The 13,926-nt window shown below is 75.8% G+C and carries 12 protein-coding genes; 6 read left to right on the top strand and 6 right to left on the bottom strand.

The window, feature by feature from the left end:
• Nucleotides 1–68 precede the first annotated feature (68 nt).
• Nucleotides 69–1,457, bottom strand: a complete 1,389-nt coding sequence (locus AC3EVP_RS16700; protein ID WP_435130732.1) for an MFS transporter — start codon at nucleotides 1,455–1,457, stop codon at nucleotides 69–71.
• A 66-nt stretch (nucleotides 1,458–1,523) separates the two neighbouring features.
• Nucleotides 1,524–2,786 (bottom strand): DUF8017 domain-containing protein, encoded by a 1,263-nt coding sequence (locus AC3EVP_RS16695; protein ID WP_435130731.1) that lies wholly within the window; start codon nucleotides 2,784–2,786, stop codon nucleotides 1,524–1,526.
• Between the two features lie 72 nt (nucleotides 2,787–2,858).
• Here AC3EVP_RS16695 and AC3EVP_RS16690 point away from each other — a divergent pair, with 72 nt between their 5' ends.
• Both AC3EVP_RS16690 and AC3EVP_RS16685 read left to right on the top strand, forming a co-directional pair.
• On the top strand, nucleotides 2,859–3,311 hold the full coding sequence (locus AC3EVP_RS16690) for a DUF4442 domain-containing protein (protein ID WP_435130730.1): 453 nt from the start codon (nucleotides 2,859–2,861) through the stop codon (nucleotides 3,309–3,311).
• Between the two features lie 139 nt (nucleotides 3,312–3,450).
• A complete protein-coding gene (locus tag AC3EVP_RS16685; protein WP_335972384.1) occupies nucleotides 3,451–4,107 on the top strand; it encodes a DedA family protein in 657 nt (218 codons plus the stop codon).
• A 36-nt stretch (nucleotides 4,108–4,143) separates the two neighbouring features.
• Here the strand turns inward: AC3EVP_RS16685 and AC3EVP_RS16680 are convergent, their stop codons facing one another.
• Entirely contained in the window at nucleotides 4,144–4,725 is a 582-nt protein-coding gene (locus tag AC3EVP_RS16680; protein ID WP_435130729.1) for a gamma carbonic anhydrase family protein, read from the bottom strand.
• A 64-nt stretch (nucleotides 4,726–4,789) separates the two neighbouring features.
• Between AC3EVP_RS16680 and AC3EVP_RS16675 the strand changes: the two genes are divergently transcribed.
• A complete protein-coding gene (locus AC3EVP_RS16675) occupies nucleotides 4,790–5,584 on the top strand; it encodes an acyltransferase (RefSeq protein ID WP_435130728.1) in 795 nt (264 codons plus the stop codon).
• 130 nt (nucleotides 5,585–5,714) lie between these two features.
• Here AC3EVP_RS16675 and AC3EVP_RS16670 read toward each other — a convergent pair whose 3' ends face one another.
• Entirely contained in the window at nucleotides 5,715–6,161 is a 447-nt protein-coding gene (locus tag AC3EVP_RS16670) for a CoA-binding protein (protein WP_435130760.1), read from the bottom strand.
• A 115-nt stretch (nucleotides 6,162–6,276) separates the two neighbouring features.
• On the opposite strand from AC3EVP_RS16670, the gene AC3EVP_RS16665 reads away from it, so the two are divergent.
• From AC3EVP_RS16665 to AC3EVP_RS16655, 3 genes are all read left to right on the top strand, one after another.
• Nucleotides 6,277–6,906: a YigZ family protein gene (locus tag AC3EVP_RS16665; protein WP_435130727.1), complete on the top strand. Its 630-nt coding sequence runs from the start codon at nucleotides 6,277–6,279 to the stop codon at nucleotides 6,904–6,906.
• Between the two features lie 181 nt (nucleotides 6,907–7,087).
• Nucleotides 7,088–8,251 (top strand): exonuclease SbcCD subunit D, encoded by a 1,164-nt coding sequence (locus tag AC3EVP_RS16660; protein WP_435130726.1) that lies wholly within the window; start codon nucleotides 7,088–7,090, stop codon nucleotides 8,249–8,251.
• The gene (locus AC3EVP_RS16655) at nucleotides 8,251–11,403 is read left to right on the top strand and encodes an AAA family ATPase (RefSeq protein ID WP_435130725.1); all 3,153 of its coding nucleotides are present in this window, start codon (nucleotides 8,251–8,253) and stop codon (nucleotides 11,401–11,403) included. The genes AC3EVP_RS16660 and AC3EVP_RS16655 overlap by 1 nt, the downstream gene beginning before the upstream one ends.
• Nucleotides 11,404–11,488: 85 nt before the next feature.
• Here the strand turns inward: AC3EVP_RS16655 and AC3EVP_RS16650 are convergent, their stop codons facing one another.
• On the bottom strand, nucleotides 11,489–12,013 hold the full coding sequence (locus AC3EVP_RS16650; protein WP_435130724.1) for a GNAT family N-acetyltransferase: 525 nt from the start codon (nucleotides 12,011–12,013) through the stop codon (nucleotides 11,489–11,491).
• Between the two features lie 194 nt (nucleotides 12,014–12,207).
• Nucleotides 12,208–13,896 carry a DUF885 domain-containing protein gene (locus tag AC3EVP_RS16645; RefSeq protein ID WP_335972377.1) on the bottom strand — a complete coding sequence of 563 codons (1,689 nt, stop codon included), beginning with the start codon at nucleotides 13,894–13,896 and terminating at the stop codon, nucleotides 12,208–12,210.
• Nucleotides 13,897–13,926: the final 30 nt, after the last annotated feature.

The following is a 13,926-nucleotide window of genomic DNA, read 5'->3' as shown; positions in this document are numbered from 1 at the left end:
CCGTCGAACTCCTCGGCGAGCTGCCGGGCCCGGCCGGCGTCGCGGGCCGGCGGCGCGCGGACGCCGGCTCAGCTCGCACCGGGCGCCCCTGCGGGGCCGTCCGCGACAGGTGCGGCGGCCTGCCCGGCCGGTACCGGCGCGGCGCCGGCGGGCCCGACCGGCACCGTGACCGTCTTCGGGCGGTGCTCCAGCCGCCGTACGTCCGGCACCAGCAGCACCGCGCCGGTCAGCAGCAGCACCATGGCCGCGCAGCCCCACAGCGCGTTCGTACGGCCGAAGGCGTTCGCGGCCGGACCGGACAGCGCGGTGGCGATCGGGGTCAGCGAGATCGAGCCCAGCCAGTCGTACGCCGACACCCGCGACATCTTGTCCTCGGGGATCTCCTGGTGCAGCGCCAGCATCCAGCCGACCGCGAAGACCTCCACGCCGACCCCGGCGACGAAGGTCGCGGTCGACAGCGGCAGCACCGACACGGCGCCGGCGAGCGCGGCCGCGGGCAGCGCCATCGGGAAGATGCCGAGGGTGCCGGCGAGCAGCATCCGGCGCGGACGCCAGCGGACCATCAGCAGGCCGCCGCAGAAGGTGCCGACCCCGCCCGCGGCGACCGCGAGCCCCCAGGGCGCGGCGCCGCCCAGGTGCTCCCGGGCGACCAGCGGGCCGTAGACGGTCTCCGCTGCGGTGACCACGGCGTTGACGATGCCGAACTGGATCACGATGCCCCACAGCCAGGGGCGGGCGGCGAACTCCCGCCAGCCCTCGCGCAGTTCGCCGACGATGCTGCTGCCCGACCCGGCGGCCCGCGGGGCGGCCGGGACACGCAGCCGGCCGCGCAGCGCCGCGGCGCACAGGAACCCCGCGGAGTCGACCGCGAGCACCCAGCCCGGGCCGATCGCGGCGATCAGCGCGCCGCCCAGGGCCGAGCCGCCGATGATCGCGCCGTTCATGGTCAGCCGGTAGACGGAGAACGCCTTGCCCGCGTGGGCGGAGTCCACCGTGGACAGCACCATGCCCTCGGAGGCGGGCGAGAAGAACGCCTGCCCGGTGCCGCCCACCGCGGCCAGCGCGGCCATCGTCCACAGCGCGGGCGAGCCGGTGAGCACCAGGACCGCGAACGCGGCCTGCGAGGTGGCGTTGAGCAGGTTGGCGCCGACCATCACCCGCTGCCGGGGCAGCCGGTCGGCCATGGCGCCGCCCAGCAGCAGGAAGACCACCAGCGCCAGAGTGCGGGCGGCCACCACCAGGCCCACGTCGGTGGCGCTGCCGCCCTGGTCGATGACCGCGTACGCGGCGGCGATCGTGGCGCCGGCGTTGCCGATGTTGGCGACCAGGGACGCGCTGACCAGCAGGCGGAAGTCCCGCCCGGCCCACGCGGGCGGCTCGGGCAGGGCCGGCAGCCGGCCGAGCAGCTTCCGGGCGGTGCCGGGGCGGGGACGGGAGCCGGGGGCGGTGCGCTTCACCCGGGCACTATCCAGGAAGGACCGGGTGAAGCGCCAACCGTTATCGGCTCCCGCGGCCGCGCCGCGCTACTTCTTGATCGGCCGGATGGTGCTCTTGATCTTGTCCACGGTGGCCTTGGTGAGCGCGTCGGAGACGCCCGTGTCGGCGTACAGGACCCACACCACCGGGGTCGGCTTCGTCTGGGAGGGGTCGGTCCAGGCCACGGTGTAGGCGACACCGCTCGGCGGCTCGCACTTGTTGGCCTTGACGACGTTGGTGGCCGTGGCCTCGGCCTGCCAGCCGGTGATGCCGTAGCTGTTGGAGAACGCCTTGCTGTCCTGGGCCTTGGAGAAGGTGCCCTTGCCCTTGACCTGGTAGGCCCAGTACGCCCACGCCTCGGCCTCGTTGTCGGCGGCGTCCTTCAGGCTCTTCGCGCCGCTGCCGCCCTTGGTGCCGACGGCCGCGCGGTCCGCCTCGCCGTCGGAGGACTTGCACCACGCGTGCTTGTAGTACGCGGGGGCGCTCATGATGACCTCGGGGTCGCCCTTGTCGTTGCTGAAGCCGACGCTCATGCCCTCGCTGTCGACCGTCCAGCCCGGCGGGACGTCGAAGGCGACGTTGCGCTGGTCGCGGCGGACCACCTGCCAGCCGGGGATCACCGCCTTGATCTCGGTGCCGCCGTTGCGCGGGTTGTCGTTGTCGTCCGCGCCGCCGGTCGAGGTGTCGGTGGGGGACGGGGTGGCGGTGGGCTTCGCGGGCGTCGTCGCGGTGGGCGTGGCGGGCCCCTTCGCGTCGTCCTTCTTGCCGTGGTCGCCGGTGAGGTAGACCGCGCCGACCGCCACGGCCGCGATGACCGCGAGCGAGGCGGTGATCGCTATCGCGATGGTCAGCCTGCGGTTGTCCTTCTCCGGCGGCAGGCCGGGGCCGCCGGGTCCACCAGGGCCGCCGGGCACCGCCGGGCCCCAGCTCTGGGGAGTGGGGTAGCCGCCGGCCGGAGCCTGCCCGGGCTGCTGGTAGCCGGACTGCGGATAGGGGCCGCCGGGCGCGGGCTGCCCGTACGGAGCTGTAGGCGGCTGCTGCGGCTGGCCGTAGGGCGGCGCCGGCGGCTGCTGGGGTTGGCCGTACGGAGGTGCGGGTGGCTGCTGGGGCTGCCCGTACGGCGGGGCGGGCGGCTGCTGGTAACCGGGCTGCGCGTACGGGTTGGGCGGATACCCGTACGGGGCCTGCGGGGACTGCGGCGGCTGCTGCCCCTGCTGCGGTTGCTGCTGCGTGTTCGGCTGTTGCGGGTGCTGCGGGGGGCCGCCCTGCGGGTTCTGCTCTCCCCCGTGCTGCTGGTCTCCTGGCCACATGGCTCGAAACACTAGGGGAGAGGCCGGTCGGGTTCCACGCCGGACCAGGATACTGACTGGTAACATGCGGCCATGTCAGACACGTTGTCCCCGATAGGCGAAATCCTCAGCTCCACCGTGCCCATGGTCCGCACCCTCGGCCTGGAGTACCTGGAGACCACCGCCGAGCGCGCGGTCGTCGCGCTGCCCGACCGGCCCGAGTACCGCAACCACGTCGGCGGCCCGCACGCGGGCGCGATGTTCACCGCCGGGGAGTCCGCCTCCGGCGCCGTGGTGATCGGCGCGTTCGGCGACCAGCTCACCCGCGCCGTCCCGCTGCCGGTGCGGGTCGAGGTCACCTACACCAAGATCGCCCGGGGGCAGGTGCGCGCGACCGCTACCCTCGGCCGCCCCGCCGCCGACGTCGTCGCCGAACTCGACACCGGGCGGCGCCCGGAGTTCCCGGTCGAGGTCGTCCTCACCCGCGAGGACGGTGCCGAGACCGGCCGGATGACCGTCGTCTGGACGCTGCGCCCCAACAGCTGACGTCCCCGCCGCGGCGGGGGAGCGGCCGGCCGACCGGAAGCGCACCGCTGAGCGGACAGGACGTGCGCCCGGTCGGTTAGGCTTCCAGGAAGCGCGCTGCGGGCGCGCGTTCGACCGCCACCCCGGGGAGGGACCTGCTGTGCACGTGCAGGACTGGCTGGACGGCATTCCGCCGGTCGCCGTCTATCTGATGGTCGGTCTCGTGGTGGGGGTGGAGAGCCTCGGCATCCCGCTGCCCGGCGAGATCGTGCTGATGACGGCGGCGCTGCTGTCCTCCCAGGGCCACGTCAGCCCCTGGATCGTCGGGGCGTGCGCGATCTTCGGCGCGGTGGTCGGCGACTCGATCGGCTACGCCATCGGGCACAAGGGCGGCCGACCCCTGCTGGACTGGCTCGGCCGCCGCTTCCCCAGCCACTTCTCACCCGGCCACATCGCCACCGCCGAAAGCTCCTTCCAGCGCTGGGGCATGTGGGCGGTCTTCTTCGGCCGTTTCGTGGCCCTGCTGCGGATCTTCGCCGGGCCGCTCGCCGGCGTCCTGAAGATGCCCTACCACAAGTTCCTCATCGCCAACGCGCTCGGCGGCCTGGTCTGGGCCGGCGGCATCACCGCGATCATCTACTACGTGGGCGTCGTCGCCGAGCCCTGGCTGACCCGCTTCGGCTACGTGGGCCTTGCCATCGCGGTCCTGGTCGGCCTCGGCTCCTTCCTCTACGTACGGCGCCGCGCCGCCAAGGTGCAGGCCGAGCACGAGGCGGCCGCCGAACGCGAAGTGGCCGTCGCCCCCTCCGGCGAGTGACCCCCTCCCGCGGGTGACCCCGCCCGGGCCCACCGGTCAGCCCAGCGCCGCCCGGTGGGCCCGGGCCAACTCCACGTAGTGCGCCGCGTTCAGCCGCAGCACCTCCCGCTCCTCCTCGGTCAGCTCCCGCCTGACCTTCGCCGGCACCCCCGCGACCAGGCAGTTCGGCGGCACCACCATGCCCTGCGGCACCAGCGCGGCCGCCGCCACCAGCGAACCGGCGCCGATCCGCGCCCCGTTGAGCACCGTGGCCCCCATCCCGACCAGCACCCCGTCCTCCACCACGCACCCGTGCAGCACCGTGTTGTGCCCGACCGTGACATCCGCGCCGACGACCGCCGGGAACCCCGGATCGGCGTGCACCGTGCAGTTGTCCTGGACGTTGGAGCCCGCGCCGATCCGGATCTGCTCGCAGTCGCCGCGCAGCACCGCGTGGTACCAGACACTCGCCCGCTCACTCAGCACCACGTCACCGAGCACCACGGACGTCGGCGCCGCATACGCCTCCGGGTCCAGCCGCGGCTGCCGGCCCGCCACCCCCGCGACCAGCGCCCCGGGCGCCCCGGCCGCCGAACCCGCGTGCTCCACCGACTCCGACGCCGACTGCGACTCCGCCATGCCCGCTCCCGTCCGATCCCGCGCCGCTCCACCACGGCCCCGCAGCACCGTATACGGTGGCCGTGTGCCCGAGAACAAGAACGTGTTCTTCTCCTTGCTGTCCGGCGCCGCGGCCTGGCGACGGCGCGCCACCACCCGCCTGGTGCACCGCGCCTGGCGACGGGTGCAGAACGCGGGCGCGGTCACCGCGGAGCGCCCCGGGCTGCTGCGCTTCGGCCGGATCGGCTGGGGCACCCGCCTCGCCTTCCCCCAGGGCACCGTCTTCGGCGAACCCTGGATTCACCTCGGCGCCTGCTGCATCATCGGCGAACAGGTCACTCTCACCGTCGGCCTGGCCCCCGCCGACCTCGACTACGGCCCCGACCCGGTCATCCGCATCGGCGACGGCGTCGTCATCGGCCGCGACAGCCACATCGTGGCCCTGGCCCCGATCGTCATCGGCGACAAGGTCTACTGCGGCCCCAACGTCTACGTGACCAGCACCAACCACTCCTATCAGGACCCCGACCAGGCCATCGGCGAGCAGTGGCCCCACGCGGCGCCCGTCGAGATCGGCGCGGGCAGCTGGCTGGGCGTGGACAGCGTGGTGCTGCCCGGCGCCCGGCTCGGCCGCAACGTGGTGGTGGCCGCCGGCTCCGTGGTCCGCGGCGAGGTCCCCGACCACGCGGTGGTCGCCGGCGCCCCCGCCCGGATCGTGCGCCGCTGGGCACCCGACACCGGCTGGCAGCCACCGCTGCGCACCCCCGGCCCCGCAGCGCCCGGCCCCTCAGCGTCCGGGCCCTCGGCGTCCGGCCCGGACAGTGTGCCGCCCGAACAACGCCTCGACCTGCCCGGCCTGGAGACCCCCACCGCCACCTGAGCCGCCCACCGCCCGACCGCATCTTCCGCCGCCCCGCCGCGGACCTTCCGCCGCGCGGGCCCGCGTACCTCCGGCGGACCGCAGGACCCCGCGGACCTCAAGCCGACCGCGGGACCCTGTGGCGCGGGTGCTAGGCGCGCGGCAGCTGCGGTATCTCGATGGCCGGGCAGAGGTTCATGACCATGTCCACCCCGGCCGCGCGCACCCGTTCGTACGCCTTCTCGTCGATCACGCCGAGCTGGAACCACACCGCTTTCGCGCCGGCCGCCACCGCCTCGTCGGCCACCTCGCCGGCCCACGCGGGGTGCACGAAGACGTCCACCACGTCGACGGGGAAGGGGATGTCCGCCAGCTTCGCGTACCCCCGCTCGCCGTGCACCGTCTCGGCCTTCGGATGGACCGGCACCACGCGCTTGCCGAACCGCTGGAGCACCGCCGCCACCTGGTAGGCCGGGCGGGTGGTGTTGCCCGACAGCCCGACCACCGCCCAGGTGTCACCGCTGTCGGTCAGGATCTTGCGCGCCCTGGCCCTGTCCTCATAGTCCGCGTACCCGCTGCCGAACCCGTCCCCGTTCACACCGCTCACCGGCCCTCTCGCCTCGAACTCCCGACCGCCCGCGCGCTTCCCGCGCGTCCTGCCCTGATCAACGCCCCGCCCCGCGCCCCGATTCCCGCCGCACTACGCTGAACGGGTGGTAGATCGGTATCTGACGGTGGCGCGCCCGGGCGTGTACGAAAGTGAGATCAAACGCTCGCGGTTCCGGTGCGCGCTGGCCCCGGCCGCCAGCCAGGAAGCCGCCGAGGAGTTCGTCCGCGCGGTCCGCAAGGAGCACCCGGCCGCGACGCACAACTGCTTCGCCTACGTCATCGGCCCCGACGGCCGCCTGCACCGCGCGAGCGACGACGGCGAGCCCGGCGGCACCGCGGGCACCCCCATGCTCCAGGTGCTGCTCGGCCGCGAGGTGCGCGACACCGTGGCCGTCGTGACCCGCTACTACGGCGGCGTCCAACTCGGCGCGGGCGGCCTGGCCCGGGCCTACGGCGGAGCCGTCTCCGCCGCGCTCGACACCGTCGGCACCCTCCAGCGGCGGCTGCTCACCCTGCTCACCGTCACCGCGGACCACCAGCGCGCCGGACGCCTGGAGAACGAACTGCGCGCCGCCGGGCACACCGTGCGCGAGGTCGAGTACGGCGCCGCCGTCACCTTCCACCTCGGCGTGCCCGAAGCCGATGTCGCCGCCTTCCGGTCCTGGCTCGCTGACGCCACCTCCGGCGCCGCCACCTGCACCGCCGAGGGCAGCGCCTACGTGGACGTCACCTGACGCCGGGCCGACGTCGCCCGGCACCGGCTGACACCGCCGCGCCCCGGCCGATCGCGGGCGGCCCACCGGGGTGTGCGGCCGGACCGCGCGGAGATCGACGGAGATCGGTAGTACGGTGCAGGTCGGCGGGCGGACGCCCGGGAAGGGGAGGGGAACAGGTGCGGTTCGCGGCGGTGGCGGCGTGAGATTCCTGCACACCTCGGACTGGCACCTGGGACGGTCCTTCCACCGGGTGAGCATGCTCGGCGCCCAGCGCGCCTTCCTCGACCACCTGGTGGCCACGGTGCGCGCCGAGCAGGTCGACGCGGTGCTCGTCGCGGGCGACGTCTACGACCGCGCCGTGCCCCCGCTGGCCGCGATCGAGCTGTACGACCAGGCCCTGCACGCCCTCGCCGACCTCGGCGTGCCGACCGTGCTGACCTCCGGCAACCACGACTCGGCCCGGCGGCTCGGCGTCGGCGCCGGGCTGATCGACCGCGCCGGCGTCCACCTGCGCACCGACCCCGCGACCTGCCACCGGCCGGTGCTGCTGCCCGACCCGCCGCACGGCGACATCGCCGTCTACGGCCTGCCCTACCTCGAACCGGCCCTGGTCCGCGCCGAGTTCGACGCCGAACGGGCCGACCACACCGCCGTCCTCGGCGCCGCCATGGACCGGGTGCGCGCTGATCTGGCCACCCGGCCCGCCGGCACCCGCGCCGTCGTCGTCGCGCACGCCTTCGTCACCGGCGCCGCCCCCTGCGACAGCGAGCGCGACATCACCGCCGGCGGCGTGGAAGCGGTGCCCGCCGAGCTGTTCGACGGCGTCCACTACGTCGCGCTCGGCCACCTGCACGGCTGCCAGACGGTCAACGACCGCGTACGGTACTCCGGTTCGCCGCTCGCCTACTCCTTCTCCGAGCAGCACCACCGGAAGAGCATGTGGCTGGTCGACCTCGACCCCGAAGGCGCCGTCGGCGCCCGGCGGCTGGACACACCCGTGCCGCGCCCGCTGGCCCGGCTGCGCGGCCGCCTGGACGACCTGCTCGCCGACCCCGCGCTCGAACCGCACACCGGCTCCTTCGTCGAGGCCACCCTCACCGACGCCCACCGCCCGCACGAACCGATGGCCGCGCTCGCGGGGCGCTTCCCGCACGTCCTCGCGCTCGCCTTCGCACCCGACCGCGCCGACGAGGACGACCTCGCCTCCTACGCCCGCCGGCTGCGCGGCCGCACCGACCAGCAGATCGCCGAGGACTTCGTCGCCCACGTCCGCGGCACCGCCCCCGACCCGGCCGAAACCGGCGTGCTGCGCGCCGCGTTGGACGAGGTGCGGGCCGACGCCGTACGGACGGAAGCCGACTGATGCGCCTGCACCGCCTCGAACTCACCGCGTTCGGCCCCTTCGCGGGCACCCAGCACGTCGACTTCGACGAGCTGTCCGCCGCCGGGCTGTTCCTGCTGCACGGCCCCACCGGCGCGGGCAAGACCTCCGTGCTCGACGCGGTCTGCTACGCCCTGTACGGCCAGGTGCCCGGCGCCCGGCCGGCGAACCGGCTGCGCAGCGACCACGCCGCGGCCGGCACCCCGACCGAGGTCGTCCTCGAACTCACCCTCGCCGGGCGCCGGTTGGAGATCACCCGGCGCCCGGAGCAGACGCGCGCCAAGAAGCGCGGCACCGGCACCACCGTCGACAAGGCGGTCACGCTGCTGCGCGAGCAGGTCGGCGGCACATGGCAGGGCGTGTCCAAGTCGCACCAGGAGATCGGCGAGGAGGTGCGGCAACTCGTCGGGATGAGCTGCGAGCAGTTCTGCCAGGTGGTGCTGCTGCCGCAGGGCGAGTTCGCGACGTTCCTGCGCGCGGGCGCGGTCGAGCGCGCCGCGCTGCTCGGGCGGCTGTTCGACACGCGCCGCTTCAAGGCCGTCGAGCGGCGGCTGCGCGACCTCAGGCACGAGGCGGACCGGCGGCTCGCCGCGGCCGACGACGAACTGCGGCAGATCGCCGCCCGGATGCGGCAGGCCGCGGGGGACGACAGCGCCGGCCCCGCGGCGGCGGACCCCGAAGCCGCCCTCGACACCGCCCTGCTCGCCGATGCCGCGCTCGCCCGCTGCGACGCCCGCGAGCGGTACGACATCGCGCGTACGGCCGTACGCCTCGCCGAGGACGCGCACCGCGCCGCCGCCGAGACGGCCACCGCGGCACGCGAGGTGGCCGCCCTCCAGCGCCGGCACCGCGAAGCCCGCGACCGGGCGCGGGCCCTTGAGGAGCAGCGCCCGGCGCGGGACGCCGCCCGGACCCGCCTCGACCGCGCCCGGCGGGCCCTGGCCGTCGACCCCGCCCTAGCCCGCCACGCCAAGGCGGCCGCCCGCTACGAGGAGGCCGGCGCCGCGGAGGAGGAAGCGGCGGACCGGTTGCGGGCCGCGGGCGAACACGTCGCGGACGCGGGCGAGGTCCCGGCCCAGCGGACCGGTGACGCTGCGGTACAGGCGCTGTCGGCCCCGGTGGAACGGCAGTTGGCGCAGGCGCTCGGCGCCGGGCGGAGCGGTGGCCGTCCGGCCGGGGAGGCGGGCTTCGGAGCGGCGGAGGGCGCCGAGGACGCACGCGTGGCCGTCATGGCGCGCAGGGTGGGGGAGTTGCGGGAGGAGCTGGGCGGGCTGGCCTCCGCCGGGGAGGCGGAGGCGCGGTTGGAGGAGATCGGGCGCCGCCGGGAGGCGCTGGCCCGGGAGGAGCGCGCGGACGAGGGGGCCGTACGGGAGGCGCAGGCGTGGCTGGAGCGCTGGGCGGCCGAGCGCGGCCGGCTCCAGGGCCGGGTGGAGGCCGCCGCGGAGGCTGCCGCGCGGGCGGAGGGCCTGGCCGGGCGGGTGGAGGCGGCCTTGACCCGGCGCGACGCGGCGGCCGAACGCGACCGGCTGGCAGCGCAGTTGGCCCGCGCGCAGGACGCCGGACGGGACGCGCGGGACCGGGCCGCGCAGGCCCGCGAGGCGTGGCAGGACGCACGGGAGGCCCGGATCGCCGGGATCGCCGCTGAGCTGGCCGACGGCCTGGTGGACGGCGAGCCGTGCCGGGTGTGCGGCGCCGCGGAACACCCCGCGCCCGCACGGCCCGAGGCCGGCCGCCGGGTGACCTCCGCCGACGAGGACGCCGCCCACGCCGCCTACGAGCGGAGCCGTGCGGCCCACGCGGCGGCGGGCGAGGCGACGGCCCGCCTGCGCGCCGCCCACGAGGCGGCCGCGGCCGCCGCCGGGACCGCCTCCTACGCCGAACTCGTCGCCGCCCACGCGGAGTCGGCCGCCGAGCACGCCGCCGCCGTGCGCGCCGCCGGGGGCCTGGCCGAGGCGCGCCGCGACCTCGCCCGCGCGCAGGAGGAGCAGGAGCGCCGCTCCGCTCAGCGCGAGCAGGCCCTCAGCCGTACCGCCGCCCGCACCTCCCGGCGGGAGGAACTGGACGAGCAGCACCGGCAGTTGGGTGCCGAGCTGGCCAAGGCGCGGGGCGGCCACGCCACCGTACGGGCCAGGCGCGGAGACCTGGCCGCGCGGATCGGCCTGCTGGACCGCGCCGTCGATGCCGCACGGGAGCGGGCGGAGTGCGGGCGGCAGCTCGATGAGGCGCGCGCCGCGCTCGCGGCGGCCGTGCGCGAGGCCGGGTTCGCGTCCCCCGACGAGGCAGCGGCGGCGCTGCTGCCACCGGCCGAACTGGCCCGCGCCGAACGGGACATGGCCGCATGGGAACGGGAGGAGGCCGCGGTCGAGGAGGCCCTGGCCGCACCCGAACCCGCGGCGGCCGCCGCGCTGCCGCCCGCCGCGCCCGAACGCGCCCAGCACGCCGCCGAACAGGCGCAGCGGCGGCTGCGGACGGCCTCGGCCGCGGAGTCGGCCGCCGCGACCCGCTGCCGGGAACTGGACCGGCTGAGCCGCCTGGCCACCGCGCGGGTGCGGGAACTCGCCCCGGCCCGGGCGGAGTTCGATCGGCTCCGACGGCTGGCGGACCTCGCGGCGGGCACCTCGGCGGAGAACCGCTACCGGATGGAGCTGGAGACGTACGTCCTGGCGGCACGCCTGGAGCAGGTCGCCGCGGCCGCGGGCGTGCGGCTGCACCGGATGTCGGCCGGCCGCTACACGCTCGCGCACAGCGACGCCCGCGCCGGCAACCGCGCCAAGTCCGGCCTCGGCCTGGTGGTCGTGGACGCCTGGACCGGCACCGAACGCGACACCTCGACGCTCTCCGGCGGCGAGACGTTCTTCGCGTCGCTCGCCCTGGCGCTCGGCCTGGCCGACGTCGTCACCGACGAGGCGGGCGGCATGCGGCTGGACACCCTCTTCATCGACGAGGGCTTCGGCAGCCTCGACGAGGGGACCCTGGACGAGGTGCTCGACGTCCTCGACGGGCTGCGCGAACGGGACCGGGCCGTCGGCATCGTCAGCCATGTCGCCGACCTGCGGCACCGCATCCCCGCGCAGCTCGAGGTCGACAAGGGCCGCGACGGCTCCAGCGTCCGCATGCGCTCCGCCGCCGGCTGAGCTCCGTGCCGGACCAACGGCGCCCCGAATCGGACCCCGGGCCCCGTGAGCCTTTGACCCGTGACCCGTGAGCCTCCCGTGGGCCCTACGCGGGCGGCGCCGTCAGTTCGTACGCCCACAGCTCGCCGCGGTCCGCGACCCGGGTGAAGCCCACGCGCGCGAGGACCGCCTGCGAGGCGGCGTTGCCCGGCTCGGTGGTGGCCAGGACGACCATCACGTCGGGCTGGCCGAGCGCCCACTGGCACAGCGCGCGGGCCGCCTCGGTGGCCCAGCCGCGGCCGCGGGCGGACGGCGACAGGTCGTAGCCGATCTCGACGGCGCCGCGGTCCGGCGGCCCGTGGAAGCCGACCCCGCCGAGCGCGGTCAGGTCGTCGGCCCGCTGGATGACGAAGAGCCCCCAGCCGGGCCGGTAGACCCCGGCGCTCGCCGAGACGACCGTCATGGTGGCCGCGCTGGACGTGCCGTCGCCGGGCACGCCGTCGATCCAGGTGAAGTCGCCGGGCTTGCCCTCGGCGAGCACCGCGGCGGCCTCGGGCAGTTGCTCGCGCAGGACGAGCCGGCCCTGCGTGAGCACCAGGCTCCCGCCGTCGTGGGAAGCGTGCAGAGTCATCGGACCGGACCGCCTTGTCGCCAAACGCAGGGAAGCGGGAGCCGGCACGCCTGCACCGGCCCCCCTCTCCCGAACCCTACGCCCTGGTCACCCGCCCCGGCAGGCACACTTCGGACCGCGCCCGCGCCGCCGCGGCACGTGGGGGCGGACGCCGCGGACGGCCCCCGCCCCGCGCGTGGCGGTCAGCGTGCCGATCAGAGCGCCGACAGCTCCGCGAGGAGGTCGTCCAGCCCCAGCGACCCCAGCGACAGCGCCGCCATGTGCCACGCCTTGAGGTCGAACGCGTCGCCGTGCGCGGCGCGCGCGGCCGCGCGCCCGGCGAGCCAGGTGCGCTCGCCCATCTTGTAGCCGATCGCCTGCGCGGGCATGCCCAGGTAGCGGATCAGCTCGCTGTCGATCAGCGTCGCCGGGCTGCCGCTGTGCGCGGCGAAGAAGGCGTGGCCCAGCTCCGGGGTCCACCGCTCGCCGGGGTGGAAGGGCGAGTCGGCCGGGATCTCCAGCTCCAGGTGCATGCCGATGTCGATGATGACCCGCACCGCGCGCATCATCTGCGCGTCGAGGTACCCCAGCCGCCGCTCCGGGTCGGTGAGGAAGCCGAGTTCGTCCATCAGCCGCTCCGCGTACAGCGCCCAGCCCTCGACGTTGGCGCTGATGATGCCGACGGTGGCCTGGTAGCGGGAGAGGGTGTCGGCGATGTGCACCCATTGGGCGAGCTGGAGGTGGTGGCCGGGCACGCCCTCGTGGTACCAGGTGGAGACCAGGTCGTAGATCGGGAACCGGGTCAGGCCCATCGTCGGCAGCCAGGTGCGGCCGGGCCGGCTGAAGTCCTCGGTGGGCCCGGTGTAGTAGGGCGCGGAGGCGCCGCCGGGCGGGGCGATGTGCGCCTCCACCTTCTTGACCCGCTCGGCGAGTTCGAAGTGCGTGCCGTCCAGCGCGCGGATCGCCTCGTCCATCAGCGCCTGGAGCCACTCGCGCACCTCCGGCACGCCCTCCACGACGGTGCCGTGCGTCTCCAGGTGGTGCAGCACGTCCCACGGGTCGGTGTCGGGCAGGATCTTGCCCGCCTCCGCGTGCATCTCCCCGAGCAGCCGGTGGAACTCCGACCAGCCGTACGCGTACGCCTCCTCCAGGTCCAGGTCCGCGCCGTTCCAGTAGCGCGACCAGCGGGCGTACCGCTCGCGGCCCACGGTGTCGGGCGCGCCCGCCACGGCCGGGGCGTACGTCGCGCGCAGCCAGTCGCGGATCTCGGCGAAGGCGGCGGTGGCCTCGGCGGCCGCGGCGTCCAGCTCGGCGCGCTGCTCGGCGGGGCCGTCCGCGGTGAGCTGCGCGAACCAGCTGCTCTCCGCGCCGTCGCCGACCCAGGTGCCGAGCTGCTCGATGACGGTCTCCACCTGCTTCGGGCCGGCCGGCAGGCCGCGGGACAGGCCCTCCTCCAGGCTGGCGCGGTAGCCGGCGACGGACGCGGGCACCGCGCGCAGCCGGGCGGCGAGGTCGGCGTGGTCCTCGGCGGTGGCCAGCGGCATCAGCGTGAAGGTCTCGCGGATGGAGTGCAGCGGGGAGTTGATGTTGCTGACCGCCCGCAGGTGCTCGCCGGCCTCGTGGACCTCGATCTCGGCGGTGAGCCGGTCCCGCAGCAGGCGGGCGCAGCGCCGCTCGGCCGGGCTGTCGCCGCCGGGCCGCGCCTCCGCCTCGGCCAGGTCGGCCAGGGTGCTGCGCGCCAGGTCGGCCAGGGCCTGCGCGCCGGCGGGCGAGTGGTCGGGCAGCCGGCGGGCGCTGCCCGGGGCGCCGAGGTACGTGCCGAGGGCCGGGTCGAGGGCGACCAGGGCGTCGACGTAGGTGTCGGCGACCTGGCGGGGCAGTGGGCTGCTGGTGAGTGACGACATGCGGTCATCTTCGTATGCCGGGCGGCACGG

This window comes from Actinacidiphila sp. bgisy144, assembly GCF_057708105.1.
This window is presented reverse-complemented; position numbering and strand designations above follow the sequence as displayed.

Coding starts and splice junctions, on each gene's coding strand:
- AC3EVP_RS16695 (WP_435130731.1), bottom strand. CDS start 2,786: ATGTGGCCAGGAGACCAGCAGCACGGGGGAGAGCAGAACCCGCAGGGC.
- AC3EVP_RS16655 (WP_435130725.1), top strand. CDS start 8,251: ATGCGCCTGCACCGCCTCGAACTCACCGCGTTCGGCCCCTTCGCGGGC.
- AC3EVP_RS16645 (WP_335972377.1), bottom strand. CDS start 13,896: ATGTCGTCACTCACCAGCAGCCCACTGCCCCGCCAGGTCGCCGACACC.
- AC3EVP_RS16680 (WP_435130729.1), bottom strand. CDS start 4,725: ATGGCGGAGTCGCAGTCGGCGTCGGAGTCGGTGGAGCACGCGGGTTCG.
- AC3EVP_RS16650 (WP_435130724.1), bottom strand. CDS start 12,013: ATGACTCTGCACGCTTCCCACGACGGCGGGAGCCTGGTGCTCACGCAG.
- AC3EVP_RS16690 (WP_435130730.1), top strand. CDS start 2,859: ATGTCAGACACGTTGTCCCCGATAGGCGAAATCCTCAGCTCCACCGTG.